At 34.3% G+C, this 18,090-nt stretch carries 17 protein-coding genes and 1 pseudogene; 8 read left to right on the forward strand and 10 right to left on the reverse strand.

The window, feature by feature from the left end; all coding sequences use genetic code 11:
* Nucleotides 1-16: 16 nt before the first annotated feature.
* From JFU23_RS26220 to JFU23_RS26230, 3 genes are all read left to right on the forward strand, one after another.
* Nucleotides 17-214, forward strand: a complete 198-nt coding sequence (locus tag JFU23_RS26220) for a PspC domain-containing protein (RefSeq protein WP_000737853.1) — start codon at nt 17-19, stop codon at nt 212-214.
* Nucleotides 215-691: 477 nt separating this feature from the next.
* Nucleotides 692-1,435, forward strand: coding sequence for an amidohydrolase family protein (locus tag JFU23_RS26225; protein ID WP_201033073.1), 744 nt, complete (start codon nt 692-694; stop codon nt 1,433-1,435).
* Nucleotides 1,436-1,520: 85 nt separating this feature from the next.
* Nucleotides 1,521-2,438: an AEC family transporter gene (locus tag JFU23_RS26230; RefSeq protein ID WP_201033074.1), complete on the forward strand. Its 918-nt coding sequence runs from the start codon at nt 1,521-1,523 to the stop codon at nt 2,436-2,438.
* Between the two features lie 223 nt (nt 2,439-2,661).
* On the opposite strand, the gene JFU23_RS26235 is transcribed toward JFU23_RS26230, so the two are convergent.
* The 7 genes from JFU23_RS26235 to JFU23_RS26265 all read right to left on the reverse strand — a co-directional run bounded on the left by JFU23_RS26235 (nt 2,662) and on the right by JFU23_RS26265 (nt 10,280).
* Nucleotides 2,662-3,132: a precorrin-2 dehydrogenase gene (locus JFU23_RS26235; protein WP_201033075.1), complete on the reverse strand. Its 471-nt coding sequence runs from the start codon at nt 3,130-3,132 to the stop codon at nt 2,662-2,664.
* A complete protein-coding gene (locus JFU23_RS26240; protein WP_201033076.1) occupies nt 3,125-3,835 on the reverse strand; it encodes a sirohydrochlorin chelatase in 711 nt (236 codons plus the stop codon). Before JFU23_RS26240 ends, JFU23_RS26235 begins: the two co-directional genes overlap by 8 nt.
* Nucleotides 3,832-5,256: a uroporphyrin-III C-methyltransferase gene (locus tag JFU23_RS26245; protein ID WP_201033077.1), complete on the reverse strand. Its 1,425-nt coding sequence runs from the start codon at nt 5,254-5,256 to the stop codon at nt 3,832-3,834. The genes JFU23_RS26240 and JFU23_RS26245 overlap by 4 nt, the downstream gene beginning before the upstream one ends.
* A 212-nt stretch (nt 5,257-5,468) precedes the next feature.
* Nucleotides 5,469-5,783 carry a nitrite reductase small subunit NirD gene (gene nirD / locus JFU23_RS26250; RefSeq protein WP_002031610.1) on the reverse strand — a complete coding sequence of 105 codons (315 nt, stop codon included), beginning with the start codon at nt 5,781-5,783 and terminating at the stop codon, nt 5,469-5,471.
* A gap of 15 nt (nt 5,784-5,798) precedes the next feature.
* Entirely contained in the window at nt 5,799-8,204 is a 2,406-nt protein-coding gene (gene nirB, locus JFU23_RS26255; RefSeq protein ID WP_201033078.1) for an NADPH-nitrite reductase large subunit, read from the reverse strand.
* A 245-nt stretch (nt 8,205-8,449) separates the two neighbouring features.
* Nucleotides 8,450-9,157 (reverse strand): iron-sulfur cluster repair di-iron protein, encoded by a 708-nt coding sequence (gene ric / locus JFU23_RS26260; protein ID WP_201033079.1) that lies wholly within the window; start codon nt 9,155-9,157, stop codon nt 8,450-8,452.
* Between the two features lie 214 nt (nt 9,158-9,371).
* Entirely contained in the window at nt 9,372-10,280 is a 909-nt protein-coding gene (locus JFU23_RS26265; RefSeq protein WP_201033080.1) for an excalibur calcium-binding domain-containing protein, read from the reverse strand.
* A gap of 208 nt (nt 10,281-10,488) precedes the next feature.
* Between JFU23_RS26265 and exsG the strand changes: the two genes are divergently transcribed.
* From exsG to JFU23_RS26285, 4 genes are all read left to right on the forward strand, one after another.
* Nucleotides 10,489-10,641, forward strand: coding sequence for an exosporium protein ExsG (gene exsG / locus JFU23_RS26270; RefSeq protein WP_000395676.1), 153 nt, complete (start codon nt 10,489-10,491; stop codon nt 10,639-10,641).
* Between the two features lie 249 nt (nt 10,642-10,890).
* A complete protein-coding gene (locus JFU23_RS26275) occupies nt 10,891-11,100 on the forward strand; it encodes a hypothetical protein (RefSeq protein WP_002085943.1) in 210 nt (69 codons plus the stop codon).
* 261 nt (nt 11,101-11,361) lie between these two features.
* Complete coding sequence (locus tag JFU23_RS26280) at nt 11,362-12,972, forward strand: lipase family alpha/beta hydrolase (protein ID WP_374191761.1); 1,611 nt, start codon at nt 11,362-11,364, stop codon at nt 12,970-12,972.
* Between the two features lie 324 nt (nt 12,973-13,296).
* Nucleotides 13,297-13,572: a stage V sporulation protein S gene (locus JFU23_RS26285; RefSeq protein ID WP_002035358.1), complete on the forward strand. Its 276-nt coding sequence runs from the start codon at nt 13,297-13,299 to the stop codon at nt 13,570-13,572.
* Nucleotides 13,573-13,932: 360 nt separating this feature from the next.
* On the opposite strand, the pseudogene JFU23_RS26290 reads toward JFU23_RS26285, so the two are convergent.
* Nucleotides 13,933-14,610 (reverse strand): annotated as a pseudogene (locus JFU23_RS26290) (site-specific integrase); the annotation flags it as partial.
* Between the two features lie 35 nt (nt 14,611-14,645).
* Here JFU23_RS26290 and JFU23_RS26295 point away from each other — a divergent pair.
* Nucleotides 14,646-14,822 (forward strand): DUF3954 domain-containing protein, encoded by a 177-nt coding sequence (locus tag JFU23_RS26295; RefSeq protein ID WP_307838480.1) that lies wholly within the window; start codon nt 14,646-14,648, stop codon nt 14,820-14,822.
* A 119-nt stretch (nt 14,823-14,941) separates the two neighbouring features.
* Here JFU23_RS26295 and JFU23_RS26300 read toward each other — a convergent pair whose 3' ends face one another.
* Both JFU23_RS26300 and JFU23_RS26305 read right to left on the reverse strand, forming a co-directional pair.
* On the reverse strand, nt 14,942-15,808 hold the full coding sequence (locus JFU23_RS26300; RefSeq protein ID WP_201033083.1) for an exosporium protein D: 867 nt from the start codon (nt 15,806-15,808) through the stop codon (nt 14,942-14,944).
* Between the two features lie 294 nt (nt 15,809-16,102).
* On the reverse strand, nt 16,103-16,678 hold the full coding sequence (locus JFU23_RS26305; RefSeq protein WP_201033084.1) for an exosporium leader peptide-containing protein: 576 nt from the start codon (nt 16,676-16,678) through the stop codon (nt 16,103-16,105).
* Between the last annotated feature and the right edge of the window lie 1,412 nt (nt 16,679-18,090).

Here is an 18,090-nt window from a genome sequence, read left to right on the forward strand (position 1 = left end):
GGATCGGGGTGTTTAGATGAAAAAATTATATAAGTCCACTCAAGATAAACAAGTATCAGGTGTATTAGGTGGCTTAAGCGATAAGTATGGAATTGATGTAAGTATCCTTCGCATAGTCACTGCATTATCAGCCTTTTTTACTAGTGGATTTACGGTGTTACTTTATATAATAGCTGCAATTGTTTTGCCTACAGATAAAGATATTAAGAGATAAATGTATGAACTTAAATCTAATTCCACAATCGAGAACTCTGTTTTTTGTCTATTGAAAGTTTCCAAAGTAAAAGCAACAGTACGATTGTTATAATACTGAAATGAACAAACGAAAAATCCTCATAAAACATTCGGAATATATCGAGAACGAAAATAATAACTTTTGAATTAAACGATGACTATTGATCGCTAACGAATCGATAAATAGTCGTCATTTTCTAAAAACTATATATAAATATATATATAAATATTCATAAATTTTAAAAATATATGAAGGTATTTATAACAAGAAAAAACTTCATATTTTTTAGGGCCAGATTTTTTCGTAAGGCTAATGGATATTGTGAAAAAGTACACCTAAAATAAAGAATAAAGTTTAGGTCGATAAGATAAAATTATGAATTTGTATAAATAATCCATAATTTTCTTTATGAGTCATATTTGATATGTTAAAGAAAAGAGAGGGGAGGGAAATGAAATGAGAATTTTTGATGCACATTTTCATATTATTGATTTTAATTTTCCGATTATTGAGAACCAAGGGTATTTTCCACCCAACTTTGTTGTAGAAGATTATCAGAATGAAACTCCTAATTTGAATGTAATTGGTGGAGCGATCGTATCTGGTTCTTTCCAAGGGTTTGATCAAGAATATTTATTAAAGGCACTAAAACTGTTGGGTTCAACATTTTGTGGCGTAACACAATTACCTTTTACAGTGACGGATGAAGAAATACTAAATTTAAATGAAAATGGGATAAAAGCATTACGCTTTAATATTAAAAGAGGTGGTTCAGAAGATTTATCGAAGCTGGATTACTTTGCTAGAAGAGTTCATGATTTAGTAGGATGGCATAGTGAGCTTTATATGGATGCAATAGAGTTGCCCGAAATTGCATCCACTATAGAAAAGTTACCAGCTATATCAATTGACCATTTAGGGTTATCAGAAGAAGGTTTACCATATTTATTAAAACTAGTTGATAAAGGGGTACATGTGAAAGCTACTGGTTTTGGTCGTGTAGAATTAGATGTTGAGAATGCCTTAAAATCGATTTATGAAGTTAACCCAGATGCACTTATGTTTGGAACAGATTTACCATCTACAAGAGCAAAAAGACCTTTTGAGTATGGAGATATCAAATTGATTCAACAGCTATTTGATGAACAAGCTACCGATAAAATCCTGTATACGAATGCTTTCAAATGGTATTTTGGGTAGCGTCAGGGGCTACATTTGAATTAACTGTATCCATATTTAGTAAAGAATTTAATCCAACTATAATGTATTTAGAATGGGGTATTAAATGTTTGTTTTTATTATATTAGACGTGATATTACCAATATTAATATTGATGCTAATTGGTGCAATCTTACAAAGAAAGTTCCAATTTAACTTAAAGCAGCTATCTACACTTATTACTTATTGCTTGATGCCAGCGGCTGTATTTGTGAATATATATGATATTAGTATAGAAACAGGTTTGTTGCTCCAGATAATATACTATTTAATACTTTACAGTCTGAGTGTGATGATAGTAAGTCATTTCATTTCAAAAACATTAAAGTTAGAAAAAGGAGAAAGTGCAGCTCTAAAAAATAGCATTTCGTTAATGAATTCCGGTAATTATGGATTACCAGTAAGTCAATTGATTTTCAGTTACAATCCAGTGGGGGTCTCCATTCAGATTTTTATTGTGATTTTCCAGAATATTTTAACTTATTCATATGGGATATATAACTTACTATCAGCAACAAAAACAATCGGAAGTATTATTCAATCATTTCTAAGACTGCCTGTATTTCATGCACTCATATTAGGGGTTCTCTTTCAATCTTTTACAATTCAAATACCTAATTCTATCTTTCTACCTCTTAATCAGCTTGCGAATAGTTTTGTTGCAATAGCACTCATATTGCTAGGAGCGCAATTATCCAACATTAAGCTTAATTTTTTCCATCGAGTCATAACATGGGCTTTAATTGGAAGATTATTGATGGGACCATTATTAGCACTTGCCATGATATACATACTAAACATTGATGGTATTGTTGCACAATCATTATTTATTGCAAGTTCTTTTCCTACTTCAAGAAATACAGCAACTATTGCTATGGAGTATCAAATAGAGCCTGAACTACATGCACAAATCGTTTTATTTTCAACACTTTTCAGCATTATTACAGTAACTGTCGTTATTTATTTGTCATATATTTTGTTTTGAATATACGTGCAAAAACGGATAGATTTGAGGCGGTAAATGATGGACGGAAATCCCATCGATATGAGAAGAAAACAGTCTTTGATATATTGGGTGTCGTTTACAATTGTACCATGTCTGATAATCAAGCGGCTTAATTCAAAAAAGGAACCAAAACAAAAAGAACAAACGCTTCTAAAAAACGTTTGTCCAAAGATAATTACTATTTTAGCTAAGAAATAGATTATTATTTGTGAGTACGAGAAAGCTTTTTTATAAGTTTAGGAAATATAGATGTTAGTTCCTGCTTCAAACGCTTTGTAAACGATGGATCCTTACCGGAAGTTGAAATCGTTACAATATATTCATCATTTCGGATGACACCAGGTGTGTGAAAGGATGATTCTGTGCCATCACTTACAATGTTAACCCATTGGAAATCATGTGCGGCTTGTTTGACCATCATATTGACATCATGTTGATTTGTAGCTGCATAAATAAGGTGAGCATCTTTAATATCATCATTACTAAAAGTTTTTTGCTTCCAAGTAATATAAGGAAGTTCCTTCATTTCCTCGCAAATCTCTGGGCTGATAACGGTGACAAAAGCGCCTGTATCTTTTAATCCAGACGCTTTCCGATATGCGATTTTACCACCACCAACTATAACAACTACTTTTTTATCTAAATTAAACATAAGAGGATACATATTATACATACACACATTCCTCCATTCGTTCTAATAATGTTAACTTCATATATGTATCAAACTGAAGACAGTTGCAAGTCGTGATGTGATCATATTTTTTTGTATGCAACTTAATTTTTTGAAGCAACAAACCGGTAAAGAGAAGGTACGGCATGACATATACATGGGACGCAGTCGATGTTATCGTCTTGAGCTCAGCAGTAAAAGAGGGCGCTCCTTTCGTTAAAAAGGAGCACGATACTGGCATACCGAGTTTTCGTTCGACCGCTGCTCCGATTTGTTGTAACTCATGTATCGGCTGTGGATCACTACTGCCTCGTCCTACGAGTAAAACGCTACTATCTTGCTTTGGCATAGTTTCACGTATTCTTTTCACTACAAGTTCAACCATATGTGGATGCGTACTAAAAGGTGGTACAACTGAAAATGTTATTTGAGGATATTTCTTTTGTAGTTGCTTTATTTCAAAAGGAATATCACGTTTATAGTGAGCTGCTGCAAATAATAAAACAGGTACAATCATTATTTCAGTTGCACCCTCTAGTATTGCTTCTGTAACTGCATCCGAAATGGTAGGTGTCGTTAGTTCTAGAAAAGCTATTTTTTGACTCGTTTCGTTACGTTCTTTCATAACAGATTGAATAAAGTGAATGAATTGTTCGTTACCTTCTTGCAGTCGGCTACCGTGTCCAACATATACGATTCCTTTCATTGTGCCACCATGTCTTTCTTCATAATAGTGTCTTGTAATGGATGATCTACGTTATGAAATCCGACTTTATTTGCATAGTGTAAAGTTGGAATATCGGTATACGAGAATGGTAGAGTAAGAATATTGATAAAGTTAAGGCGTTTTATTTCTGCTAGAAACGTATCAATAGAAGCACGTCCTTCAAATACAATGCTATCCCATGAGAATTCAGAAAGCATACGAGAATGAATTTCATCGAAGCGATGATCAATTGTATACTCATGAGTCATCATATAAGACCCAGCACCAATTTTTTCTTGAATAAAACCAATTCGATTAATATTTCTGCCTAAATAAACAGTTGTATCGGAAGAGAACTCTGCTTGTTTACTTAGTAGCCCATATTGCATAAGTTTTTCTTGAGTGGCAACGTTCATATACTGCAGTTTCACCTGTAAGGAACGAATATCTTTCTGGTGTTTACTACATGATCGCATCAAGATTTCTACACTTTCAGCTGAACAAAATACAAGGCGATCAACGTTAAAAATTTCATTGATTTGTTCAGATGTTAATGTGTATTCTTCCCTTTTGAAAGTTGGAATTTGATATGTTTCTGCACCGCATTCTTGTAACTTTTGCTTCATGAAACTGGTTTTATTTGTTGCGGATGCAAATAAAACTTTTTTACCATGCAATGGTTTACGTTCTTTCCAAGCGATTTGATCTCGTAAGGAAACGACATCACCAACAATTGTCATAGAAGGGTTAGAAATATTTTCTTTTTTGACGATAGGAACAATGGTTGAAAGGGTTCCTGTGACAACGCGTTGCTTTCCAGTTGTACCCCACTCAATGACTGCTACTGGCGTATCTGTTTTCTTTCCTGCTTGTAGTAAGCTTTCACAAATTGTAGGTAAGTTTTTTATACCCATGTAGTAGGCAATTGTATCGCTATTGTGGGATGAATTATATTTTCCATGATCGGTTAAAGGACCTTTCGAATGCCCAGTTAGTAAAGTTACACTATTACTATAGTCACGGTGGGTGAGGGGGATACCTGCATAACTACTAGCGGCGATACTAGCTGTAATACCTGGCACAATCTCGTATGGAATGTTCGCAGCCGCTAAAGTTTCTGCTTCTTCACCAACACGGCCAAAAATAGATGGATCTCCGCCCTTTAAGCGGACAACGATTTTTCCTTCTTTCGCAAATTGAAGGAGGTGGGCGTTAATCATTTCTTGACGCATAGTATGATTCTTTGGCATTTTACCGCAATAAATAAGTTCACAAGTTTCTTTTGTATAGCTAAGAAAGTTAGGGTTCAATAAGCGGTCATATAAGACAATATCGGCACGCTTTAAGCAATCTATCGCTTTTTTTGTAATAAGCCCTTCATCACCTGGTCCTGCACCAACTAAATATACATATCCGTTCATATTCGCACCTCGTTTATTTTTATTTAAAAGGAAGCCAGAGGAGGCTTCCTTTCGTAAATTACATGTTTATCCCGCATTAACGGGCAGTAAGACCCCCACCTCAAAATTCAGCGAAAGCAAAGTAATTAGGTGGGGATCAACTGCCCGTAAAAGCCCGATTGGTGAGGGCTAATAATCAGCGGGGGATGAACCAATCCCCGCTGATTAAAGTTTCACTTTATATAAATGTCACCATCAATAACTTCTACTTCGTACGTTTGGATACAGCCGTCATCAGGTTTTTGAACTTCACCTGTTAGTAATGAGATTTTCCAATCATGCAGTGGACAAAAGACGAATTCCCCAGATACAATTCCTTCCGCTAACGGTCCATTTTTATGAGGGCACCGATTTTCTACAGCTCGAATATCACCATTTGAAAGGCGGAATAGGGCGATAGACATGTCTTTCATTTGTACCTCTTTACCGATTTGAATAGGAAGGTCTTCCGCACGCATAACTTTTATTTTTTCTTTCGTTTGTATCATATAGATCACAGCTCCTTATTTCACAGTTTCTACTTCATACATCGCTTTTAAAGACTTCGTTTCTAGTGCTTGTCCCCACGCTTCCGTATATGTGCTACGAGCTGTTTGGAAGCGTTCATTTAGCGTAGTCACCATACTTGCATCTTGTAGTATTTCTTTTATGTGATCGAAGCCTAAACGTTCTGTCCAGTAGGCAGTACGCTCTCCATAAATACCAGTTTCACGATAATATTGCATGTAAGCTGTAGCGATGCGAAGGACATCATCTTCAGTTGGGACAATCATTACAAAATCAGCTTCGCGTACTTCTGTACCACCATTTCCGCCAATATAAAGTTGGAATCCATTTTCAACACACACAACGCCGAAATCTTTCGTAAGTACTTCCGCACAGTTACGTGGACAACCTGTTACACCCATTTTCATTTTATGAGGTGTATCTACCATTTCTAATGACTGTTCAAGGAGCATACCAAGTCCTAAAGAATCTTTCGTACCGAAACGACAGAAGCGAGAACCAACACATGATTTTACATTACGAAGCGATTTTGAGTACGCATATCCCGAAGTCATATTTAAGTCAGCCCATACGTTAGGTAAATCTTGTTTCTTAACACCATATAAGCCGATTCGGCTCGCACCTGTAATTTTCACAAGAGGAACGTCATATTTTTTTGCGACTTCAGCAATTTTCATTAAATCATCTGCGGTTGTAACGCCTCCGTACATACGTGGAATAACAGAGAATGTACCATCATGCTGGATGTTACCATTCATTCTTTCATTAACGTAACGAGATGATTTATCATCTACATATTCTTCCGGAATCGCCATACGTAAATAGTAATTTAAAGCAGGACGACATTTCGAACAGCCGTCTTCATGTGCAAAACCGAGTACATTTCGTACTTCTTTTGGCGATTTTAAACCTTTCTCGTGAATGGCGGCTACGACTTCGTCACGTGATAAAGTTGTACATCCGCACATACCAGCAGACTGCGCAGAAGCATCAAAAGCATCTCCGAGTGTATGAACTAGAACTTGTTCCACAAGCGGACGACATTTACCACAAGACCCTGCGGCTTTCGTGCATCCTTTAACTTCTTCAAAAGTAGTTAACTCTTGTTCTAAAATGGCATGAACGATTGTACCTTTCGTAACGCCATTACATCCACAAATTGTGCCATCCGCACTCATTGTAGCAACGTCAAGTTCACTTTCTTCACCAGCTTTGTGAAGAAGGGAAGCGGCTGTATATTCTTGTATATCTTCTTCTTTCATTAACATGCTAAAGAGGCGTGTACCATCAGCAGTATCACCATATAAAACGATACCGACGACTTTATTGTCACGAATTAATACTTTTTTATAGGAACGTTTACATTCATCAAAGATTGAAATTGCTTTCGTTTGATCATCTTCATAAATTTGACCAGCAGAGAATAAATCACAACCTGCAACTTTTAACTGTGTACCGACGATGCTGCCCGTATATCCATTAGTTTGTAAATTCGTTATATGTTTTGCTAATATTGCGCCTTGTTCATAAAGAGGGGCAACAAGTCCATATGCGATACCGTCATGTTCCGCACATTCTCCAACAGCATAAATGGATGCATCATTTGTTTGCATATAGTCGTTAACTACAATGCCGCGATTTACAATTAAACTAGCATCTTTTGCTAAATGGGTATTCGGGCGTATTCCAACAGCCATCACGATTAAATTACAATCTACAACTTCACCATCTTCAAATTGAATGCCCTCAACATGGTCTGTACCAAGAATCTTTACAGTTTTCTTTTCCATTAGAAACTTCATGCCTTGCGCTTCTAAATCTTCACGCAATAGGGAAGCTGCTTTCGTATCTAGTTGTTGCTCCATTAAGCTAGGCATTAAATGAACAACATGTACGTCCATTCCTAAGTCAATAAGACCTCTTGCGGCTTCTAAACCGAGTAATCCACCACCAATGACAACAGCCTTTTTCTTTTTTTTAGCGGTATCCATCATAAATTGTGTATCTTCAATTGTTCGAAATCCTGTTACACCAGGAAGGGTGGAACCTTCAACTGGTAAAATAAAAGCACTAGAACCTGTTGCGATAATGAGTTTGTCGTATGTAACAGTACGATTTTTTTCTGTGACAATGACCTTTTCCTCGCGGTTAATACTTTGAACTCTCTCGTTTGTATATAAAGTTATTTCGTTTTCTTCGTACCAACTATATTCGTTCATAATGATATCTTGCATATTTGTTTTGCCTTGTAGAACATGAGAGAGCATAATACGGTTGTAGTTCGGATGTGGTTCATCTCCGAAAATAGTAATCTCATATAAATTACTATCATGTTTTAATATTTCTTCCATACAACGTATGCCAGCCATACCATTTCCGATCATAACTAAACATTTTTTCATTTTCGTTTCCCCTTTTTATGTGAAATGTTGAACAAAGGATTATATTTCTATTATAGAAAATTAAAAAGAGGGAGATGTGATATTTATCACATTTTTATAATAATTCACAAATTGTTAAAATTCGGATTTATGTGAAGGGAGAAGCGAAAGGGAATATGGTTATATGGGTAGAGGGGAAGTGTAAATATTTTTTACACAATGAAAAAGCAGGACATGAGCATTTATACTCATGTCCTGCACTTTATTTATGCTTTTGAAATTGCACGCGGAAATAAAATATTATTTTCTAAATGAATATGCTCAAATAAATCAGATTCAATGGCTTCAAGGCGCTGGTAAACAAGGCGATAAGTGCCGCAAGCTCCTTCTGGTGGAGTAAAGTCATTTGTAACCTTACGAAGTTCTTTAATAATATTGCCAGCGTGGTTATGTTCATTTTCGAGCTCATCTACTACTTTACGTAACTTTGCATAGTTTTCATCAGTTGGATTTTGTTCGAATTCTAAAATTAACGGGAAATCTTCCGTTTCTTCTTTAATTAAATGTTGTTCTAATTCCATTTTAAGTTCATGAAATAGTTTATGAATTTGAGCTAAATGAGGCTGATTTGCTCCATGAACACGTAACACTTTCGTCACATATGGACTTAGCTGTGGCAACTCTTCATTTAAATAGCGATGATGCTTATTAATCACATAATCAATCAATTCACGATATGAAGCATTTTTCCAATCAATTTCAGATTCGTTTAATAGTTTCGTATTATTATAAAGCGTATTTAACTCTGTGATTACCTCTGTTACTGATAAATTTCTTTCATTAATTGCATCAATAAGTGGTCTATTACCACCACAACAAAAATCTATTCTATAGGACTTAAAAAGGTCGCTAGCTTTCGGGAATTGTGTAACAATCTCACCGATAATTGAAGTTTCAGTAAATGTATGTTTCATATGAATGCCTCCATAAAGTTTAAATGTAATATCTAAATTAAGAATAGCGATAAATGAAAAATAATGAGGTGATTGAAATCACTTTTTATGTGTCATTTTTGAGAATAAAAGAATGAAATTTATTTAAGAACGTATCTAAAAGAGGGGAAAGAGCGAGTAAATATAAGACGTTAAAGTAAAAAAGAAGCTTCTATTAAGCTTCTTTTCTTTACTATTATTCGCATGCAACTCCATCGCCGTCTTTATCTAGTTTACGGCTATACCCTGGTTGATCTCTATATAATGGAGCTTTCCCAGCAGACCTAACTGCGGCACAATTTGCGTAGGATACATTACTAGTATTTCCCGTAGTTGGTTGTGTTTGAGCTTGCTGTACTTTTTGCTGATCCTCTTGTTGTTTGCGAGCTTGTTCATCAGCCTGGCGTTTTTGCTCTTCTTGTTGTTTACGAGCTTGTTCATCAGCTAGACGTTTTTGCTCTTCTTGTTGTTTACGAGCCTGTTCATCAGCTAGACGTTTTTGCTCTTCTTGTTGTTTACGAGCTTGTTCATCAGCTAGACGTTTTTCATCTTCTTGCTTAAGAGCTTGTTCATCAGCTAGACGCTTTTCATCTTCTTGCTTAAGAGCTTGCTCTTCGGCTTGGCGTTTTTCATCTTCTTGTTGTTTACGAGTTTTTTCGTCCGCTTCTTTCTTTTCTACTTCCTTTTTCTTTTCGTCATCTTTTTTCTCTTCACTATTAGAAGCGACTTGTTTATTAGTTGCTGTCGTTTTTTCAGAAGAAGGACCTGAAATACCTAATAGCACAACAAAAATGACAAATAAAATAGCTGTAATGATAAATTGTTTTTTTGCAACACCTGTCTTTTTAATTACAGATAATATTGCTAGTACGAGGAAAAATATAAATAGAATGAAACTTAAAGTAGAAAAAAATTCTACGACTGGGTGTTCAGATTTTGTTGAGCCAGTCATTATTAATATAATTGAAATCATAAAAAGAATAACAGTAGGACGACCATATTGTTTTGCTTTTCCATTTTTCTTAAAGAATGAAATGATACATAAGATTAAAAGAATAAAAGCTATAAAAAATAAAGCTACACCAATATTACTCAAAACTGCCATTTTCATACCTCCATTTGTAAGATTTTCTCTATTGATTATATAGGGATTTATTGGATATTACACGTTTTATATTAATTTAGAAAATTAATATATTTAATAGACATATAAACATTTATTTCGTATATAAGGAAAAATAGATATATCTACTATTACATTTTGAAAGAGATTTCATAAATTATGGTATATCGATTGAAAGGAGGAGATTTGAATGGAATTTCAATTATTAGTGAATTGTGTGTTACAAGAAGGGAATGCTTACTTTTTAGTAACAAAAGTAGACGATGTTATTACGTTGAAAGTGCCAATTACAGCAGGAGTAGCAGGTTTATTCTTAGCTTTAGGTGTACCAAGATGTTCTTAATTTAGCTTTTGATAGTAAAAGGATGAGGGACAAGCCTTCCCCTTTTACTATTACATAATTTTTTTATGTAAACTAAATAAGGCTTTTTAAGTTTTTTAATATTATTTTTGCCATAGCACGTTTAAAACGGACATGCATATACTATAATGTTTCATTGGCCTTTGATGATGAACGATAGTTTTAAAAAGTGTATCGAAAGTAGAAGTGATATTCTTTTCAATAATGAAAATAGAAGAGGTGCTAGTATATATGAAAAGACGAACGTATGATATTCCAGTCGTATTACGAAGAGAATGGTTTTTAATAGAATTAGCGCATTTAACAAAAAAATATGGGATTGAAATAGCAACTAGTAAAATAGAAGATGCACCATTTCTAAGAGATCAAGTTACAGAATTCAAAATAGGAGCGGGTTTGCAATACGATAAATATGATGATGAGTACATCATCGAGTTTTAAACAAAGAAGCTGCGTATAAAAGGTTATTAAAGAGACCTTTTATACGCAGTTTTTTGTAATGAGAAAGCTTTATTGAGAAATATTCAAAACGCTTATTGTAAAAAGGAATGAAGAAATGTTGAGAGAATAACATTTGATAAGAAAGGAATGCGGCTATTAATTTCTTATTATATTGTAACGTAAAAGTAATTGATTAAATGGAATTTAAAACAATTGGTGTTCAGCGGAATGGCAGCGTTTTCTTTCAGGAGAAAAAGGGGGATGTTAATGGGAATTATGAAAAGGAGTATCGCATTATTTATTGTACTTTGTTTTATGAGTCCGCTGGTTTTTAGTGCAAATGTACACGCGGAGGTTGTAACAGAGCTTAAGACTGGCTTTCCAGATCAAGAAGTATTTACTCCTGGAGAATGGTTTTTAGGTCAGAAACCTACTAATTATGATGAGAATAAACCACCAATTCTCTTTGTACAAGGAAGAAATGGTAATGCGGATAGTTGGTATGGAAAGACAGTATATCATGATATGAATGATATGTACGACTACGCTTTGAAAGCAGGCTATCAAACTGTATTTATTCAATTATATGATGCTGCTGGGCAAGGATCAGCTAGCCAATGGGACAATGGAAAATTGTTAGCACAAAAGCTTGAAGAAATTTATAATCATTTTGGTGAAAAAGTGAATGTTGTAGCTCATAGTAAAGGTGGTATCGATACACAAGCTGCGTTAGTTGGATATGGAGCGAATCGATTTGTTGGAAATGTTATTACGCTTGCCACTCCGCATTACGGATCAAATTTAGCCGATTTATCATATAGTTGGTGGGCAGGATGGCTTGCCTCTATATTAGGTCAAAAAGATGATGGGACATATTCATTGCAAATAGGTGAGATGGCAAAGTTTCGTTCTACAATAGATAATAATCCTGCAGCTAAATTAAATCGTTACTATACGGCTACTGGGACAAGCTGGGGACCTGTTTTTTCAGCACTATCTACGGGCGGGTTGTATTTGTCATCATACGGTTCGAATGATGGATTAGTGAACGAATGGAGTGCTAAGTTACCATATGGAACACATTTATTTACAGATTCACGATTTGATCATGATAATATACGAAAAGGTTCAGCCGTTTTTGCACGAATTGAACCATATTTACGGACAGCAAATGTACCAGTACCAGCTTTATTAGCCCCGAGTAATAGTTCAGAGGAAAAGGTAGAACAATTAAACACAACTTCTAATCAAGCTATTTTAGGAGGAGAGTTGTCACAAAATCAGTGGGTAGGACAAACTGTCGCAGTTGATAAAAAAGCAGAAGGGGTAGTTTCTGTTTTAACAGCTTCTTCGGATGTAGAAATACAACTAATATCTCCAAAAGGAAAAGTTTATACAAATAAAGATAGTGCTGTATCTACTGGTGAAGATGAATCTTTCTTTAAAGGGGCGACTATAAGAACATTTAAATTTGATAAAATGGAAGCAGGAGAATGGCAAGTTAAAATGATGGCGAAGCAGCCGAAAGATGCATATTTAATCGTGACCGATTACAAAAAAGATGCTCCGTTCGTCCTTCAAATGCCGGCAAAGGTTAAAGTAAATAAAGCAGAGTATAAACTCAAAAAATCACCTGCAGCTCCAGAAATGAAAGGCGATCTTTCAGTAACAGTAAGAGTAATTAATAAAGATGGAAAATTAGTTTCTGAATCAAATGAATCGCAAAATATTAATACAACTACATTTACAGGTGCTTTGAAAAATATAGAACAGCCAGGTGTATATAACGTTACAATTGATATGAAAGGGATGAATAAGGAAGGACAACCTTATAATCGTACGATAGTTAAATCGGTTTATGTGGAGAAGTAGGAAAGAATGAATCTGTTTTAATAAAAAAAAGTGCCGAATTCTTGTGGTAGAAGGATTTCGGCACTTTTTCATGTTTATTAGATGAATAGAAAAGTGAAATAGGAGTTTATGTTCTATAAGAGGACGATAGGCATGAAAAAAACGTTATGGAAACTTAGTCATCGCTTTTTATTTATACAATTGAGCAGGAAGAAGGCAAAAAATATCGAATGAATGTAATTATACAGAATTGTTTGCATTTGGTATGAATAGTAGTTAAAGATACGTTAGTTATAGTTCAAACAGTAAGAAAAGAGAGATTAAATAATAGAGGGAGCAACTTACATGGAAAATATATTAAAGGTATCCTCAAAATCAAGTCCGAATTCAGTGGCAGGTGCAATAGCGGGTGTACTAAGAGCAAGTGGCAAAGTAGAAATCCAAGTAATTGGAGCTGGTTCTTTAAATCAAGCGATTAAAGCGATTGCGATTGCAAGAGGTTTTGTAGCTCCAAGTGGCATTGACTTGGTTCTTGTTCCAGCGTTTCAAGAGGTTACTATCGATAATCAAGAAAGAACAGCAATCAAATTAATTGTAGGTCCTAGAAGGAGAAGGTCTTAATAGCGAGCATTAATATAAGGGGATTTGAAAAGGTCAATAGACTCCAAAAAGTTAGACACGTTATTTCATTTGACAGTTCCTTGGGCGTGGATACAGTATTGTACCGGATTTATGACTTTTAATTCCTCTTTATATTTAGCGGATTTTTCTAGAAACTTAAAAATGCCAAATCCTTTGTGACATAAGGGATTTGGCATTTTTGAGGTTTTTATGTTTTTTAAAATCAACAATTCTAAAACTGCTCATTCTTCTCCCAAGATTCAACGATATAGTATGAGAAACCTTATTATATCAAGGTTTGTAAGTGGTGATTTACCTCGATGCTCACATTTTTCTCACATTAAATCTGTTCATTTTTTATCAGGTGTTTTCATTAGATTTTATTATGCTCTCGAAGTTTTCTGCTGCTTGTTGCTGCATATTCTGTGTGATGTGACTATACTTGTCTAAAGTCATTTGAATAGATGAATGCCCTAAGCGTTCTTGTACGATTTTAGGATGTTCCCCAGCCTGAAGCAGGAGTGTAGCGTGAGTATGTCGTAAGTCGTGTATACGAATCCGAGGAACACCAGCTTTTTTATAATGATCATTCAAAAAACGATGAGGAGCATCTATATGTAAGGGCGAATGTATCGTATTGCCGGTGAAAATAAATGCCTCTGCATTCAAGTGTATACCCCAGCGGAAAAATTCTTTCTTTTTATAGGAGTAGTAGGATTGTAACTTCTCTATAACAAAAGAAGAGATACTAATGCTTCTATTTGAAGACTTAGTTTTTGTAGCAGCTTTAAATAGTCCTTTTTCTGTTTTTACAAGTGATTTATTAACCAGGATACGTTTATTATCAAAGTCAATATCTTTCCACGTTAGTGCAAGTAATTCTCCACGTCTCATACCTGTATAGATTGCGAGTAAAAAGAACATATGGTACTTAGTATTTTTTTTTATTAGATACTGGAGGAATCGATTACATTCTTCGCTAGACCATGTTTTCATCTGACCTTGCTCTTCACGTGGTTTTTTAACCTTATTCATTAAAATAATCATAACATACGGGAGTGGTCTTAATGTGAATTATTAAAGAAAATCTTGTAGAAAGGACAGCTGAAATAGATTTGAAAATAAACGGAATATATGTTGTTAAAAATGGTCAGGTCCAACTAATAGAATCACCCCAAGGTGGATTTGGTGAACAATCATTTGTATATCAAAGTGGAAAAGTAATTCGTATGGAAGAACGAAAAACATAGTTACTTTAATCAAATTTGAATTTTGTTAAGAGATGAAATGTTGAACAAATGTGAATGATTAGATGATACTAAGGTAAAAGAAAAAGAACCCTTTATAAGGATTCTTTTGGGGAGTCAATCTAACATTCACATTCGTAATCACGGTAATATTCATCGCATGAATCATTCCTATCATTGCAGCAGATACAAAATGTCTTTTTGATCAATACTTCAATGAAATTAAGGAATTCGGTATTATTTGTGAGAGTAAGGCTTTGAAAATCTTCTACTTGAAATACTCTTGTTTCATTTGTAGCAAGAGTCACGATAATTGGTGTGGGAGATTTTCTTGTTTGAATAGTGACTTCGATGGGGGAGACATCTTCGGGAACAGATATTTGAAGTAATGTTTTGTTGTGATTATTAGTGAAATCTTCAAAAACTCTTCTTGAAGTGTCAGGGGGTACGATAATAGTTAAAGGTGCATTTTCGGTTGGGGTAGTTTCTGAACCAGCCACGGTATGAGTTTCGATGAAACAGTTATCTTTTTGATAGTGAGAATTTGATTGTTCTTTATAATACTTGTTACGAGAATCATTTTGATTATTGCAACAGATACAAAATGTTTTTTGAATGAATATACCAATATTGCTATTGATATTAGTATTATTTGTGAGAGTGAGGCTATGGAAATCCTCTACTTGGAATACCTTGGTTTCACCTGCAACTATTGTTACAGTAATCGGCAGACGAGAACTTCTTGTTCGGATAGTTACTTCAATTGGTTGGGAAGTACCGGGAATGCGAAGATCAAGTAATGTTTTATTGTGGTTATTGGTGAAATCTTCAAAAGCAGTTCTTGTAGTGTTAGCTGGTACGCTGAAATTTAAAGCTGTATTCGAACCAGTTATTGTATGGGTTTCAATAAAACAGTTGTCTTTTTGATGGTGAGAATAAGATTGTGTTTTGTAATATTTTTTACCATCTTTATAAAAATAATCAGCCATACTTATGTTGCTCTCCTTTCTTTGAGATATCTGTATATTTTATTAAAAAAAGAATAGAGTGCTTGTACAAAATAATAAAATCCGCTCTCGTAATTAATTAAAAACGTTATTTGATATGTAAATGTAAGAGCACTTGGGAAAGTGCTCTGTAAAGACTATCCAATCTAAAAAGAAAAGAATATAAAATATTTTATGAAGTTTTTTTGATTTTGTGTGTATTCTTTGTACGAAAAATTCATTAGAAACTGAAAACTAGATGCCATAATAGCATCTAGTTTTAAAGGAGTACTTGTACTAGTTTAATTTGATAATGTTTAATTCCAAAGCATTTATTCCATTATCACATGTACGAATGGCTGTTTCGCCTACAAAGCTATTATTTATAAGTTGAAGTGTTGAATTGGCTGGGACTGATAAAATAGTGTCCCCGATGAGTTGAGCGCAATCTACATCCTCTGAATCTTGTATTAAAAGACCGAAAGTAGCTTTGAAATTTGGAATCAGACTGTTATTTAATAGTATAGAAATGGTAGGCGAATAAGGGAATGAAAGGGCTACAGTCAAGTTAATTGAGGAAATGAAAGAAATTCGATAATCCCCAGCTTGTGTGATATTAATTGTGGTTGGATTTAACAGAGAAATTCCCCCTACCATAGGATCAGCCTGATTAAAAGAAAAAGGGGATTCGAAAGGGACTGTAATGATTTCCGTTTGCCAAAAAGTTCCGTAAGCTACTGATAGTGATCCAGTCGGCCCAGTCGGCCCAGTCGGCCCAGTCGGTCCAGTCGGTAGTGTGAATGGTGGAACAGGTGGTAAAGTAGGTCCAACTAAATTAGGATTTATTGCAGCAGAAGATAAAAACTCGTCCATTATATTTTCACCTCTGAAGAGTTAGTATTACTAATAGTAAATGCAGGGGTAGAGAAAAGCGAAATGGACAAGTGAGGAATTAGACAATGGAAATTTCATAAAAGCGTTATATTGGATTGTTATAGGTTTTTAATTTGGTATAAATATACAGAAATGGTTGAAGGATAAACTTATAAATAACCCCTGTACTCTCCTCCTATAGAAAGTACAGGGAGCTGAGTTCTTGGGATGGTGAACAACAGCGATTAAATAATAATATGAGTATTCAGAAAAAACATTGAATAAATGTTTACGTTTTTTTAAAAAAGTAAATTGGTTTGAGACGAACAAAATAGTTATTTTATGATCAAAAATAAAATAACCCGCTATATAAAACGGGTTATTCCCACAAGGTGTGCAAGAAATTCAAGGTAATTGGACCAGAGAAACCTGTGAAATTCTTTGTGATAATAATGTATGCAAAGGAATCAATAAGATTGATGAAATTTTAACAAAATCCTTATTTAAATAGAAAATGACAGCTGAAATAGATATTAACTTTTATTATTAGGTTTTTTAGTTCGGACTTTTGCTCTTATTTCTAGAAGAGATTGTACCAAATATTGCTCCGGACATTGCTCCGATTAAAGTCATAAAAATTGCACTCCATGCTGCAAATGACATAATTAAACCTCCTAATAATAAATTTTTGCAACTATATATTTTATTATAACTGAATTCGTAAATGTAAAAGTAGGCAAAAGGTTAGAAAACTAAATAAAATCGTTATTTTAGCTTAAATAAAAAAGAGCACATATATAAGTGTGCTCTCAAATAAGAAAGGTAGAATGCTATGAATGGAAAGCTTCCATACAATAACATATGTTTGTCCGGTTTAAATGTGAGAAGTTTTTAATAAAAACGCTATTTTATAAAAAAAGAATCCGCTAACTGTAACGAGTTCTAAAAAAGGAGTCTAACTCAACTCTCAGGGAGTATTTTTTTCTATAATGGTACAGACCTGATATCGATCCGAAAAGAAGTGAAATGGAAATTATCATGATGAGATACTGTCTTAAATAGATAGTATTTGTAGGCATCCATAGAATAAATATGGCTAATAAGACAAGTAGTGAAGTGTACATTGTATAAGATATTTGGAGCTTGATTCTAAGTCTTTCTATATCGTTGGTACCTATTTTCTTAAATATTATAGAGAATAAGATAACAGACGCTAGAGAGAGAAGGGTTGTCATACCTACAAATAAATTAAAATGAAGAATATCACTAGATAACCAGGATTCTATCCATTGGAAAATAGCCATTTTATCATCCTTTCTTAAATGTCTAAAAATAATGATTGTTAATATGTGTATATATTAATATATTGTGAGTTATTGGAGGGTGACAAAAATTTCATTTTGTAGAAAAGA

Origin of the sequence: Bacillus sp. TH50 (assembly GCF_016650565.1) — a bacterium.
Taxonomy (GTDB): domain Bacteria; phylum Bacillota; class Bacilli; order Bacillales; family Bacillaceae_G; genus Bacillus_A; species Bacillus_A mycoides.

Excerpts from the sequence above, each read along its gene's own strand:
- exsG (WP_000395676.1), top strand. The coding sequence starts at position 10,489 with ATGGAATTTCAATTATTAGTGAATTGTGTGTTACAAGAAGGGAATGCT.
- JFU23_RS26305 (WP_201033084.1), bottom strand. The coding sequence starts at position 16,678 with ATGGACGAGTTTTTATCTTCTGCTGCAATAAATCCTAATTTAGTTGGA.
- JFU23_RS26275 (WP_002085943.1), top strand. The coding sequence starts at position 10,891 with ATGAAAAGACGAACGTATGATATTCCAGTCGTATTACGAAGAGAATGG.
- JFU23_RS26230 (WP_201033074.1), top strand. The coding sequence starts at position 1,521 with ATGTTTGTTTTTATTATATTAGACGTGATATTACCAATATTAATATTG.
- ric (WP_201033079.1), bottom strand. The coding sequence starts at position 9,157 with ATGAAACATACATTTACTGAAACTTCAATTATCGGTGAGATTGTTACA.
- JFU23_RS26240 (WP_201033076.1), bottom strand. The coding sequence starts at position 3,835 with ATGAAAGGAATCGTATATGTTGGACACGGTAGCCGACTGCAAGAAGGT.
- JFU23_RS26235 (WP_201033075.1), bottom strand. The coding sequence starts at position 3,132 with ATGTATAATATGTATCCTCTTATGTTTAATTTAGATAAAAAAGTAGTT.
- JFU23_RS26220 (WP_000737853.1), top strand. The coding sequence starts at position 17 with ATGAAAAAATTATATAAGTCCACTCAAGATAAACAAGTATCAGGTGTA.
- JFU23_RS26265 (WP_201033080.1), bottom strand. The coding sequence starts at position 10,280 with ATGGCAGTTTTGAGTAATATTGGTGTAGCTTTATTTTTTATAGCTTTT.
- JFU23_RS26300 (WP_201033083.1), bottom strand. The coding sequence starts at position 15,808 with ATGGCTGATTATTTTTATAAAGATGGTAAAAAATATTACAAAACACAA.
- JFU23_RS26245 (WP_201033077.1), bottom strand. The coding sequence starts at position 5,256 with ATGAACGGATATGTATATTTAGTTGGTGCAGGACCAGGTGATGAAGGG.
- JFU23_RS26225 (WP_201033073.1), top strand. The coding sequence starts at position 692 with ATGAGAATTTTTGATGCACATTTTCATATTATTGATTTTAATTTTCCG.
- nirD (WP_002031610.1), bottom strand. The coding sequence starts at position 5,783 with ATGATACAAACGAAAGAAAAAATAAAAGTTATGCGTGCGGAAGACCTT.
- JFU23_RS26280 (WP_374191761.1), top strand. The coding sequence starts at position 11,362 with ATGTTAATGGGAATTATGAAAAGGAGTATCGCATTATTTATTGTACTT.
- nirB (WP_201033078.1), bottom strand. The coding sequence starts at position 8,204 with ATGAAAAAATGTTTAGTTATGATCGGAAATGGTATGGCTGGCATACGT.
- JFU23_RS26285 (WP_002035358.1), top strand. The coding sequence starts at position 13,297 with ATGGAAAATATATTAAAGGTATCCTCAAAATCAAGTCCGAATTCAGTG.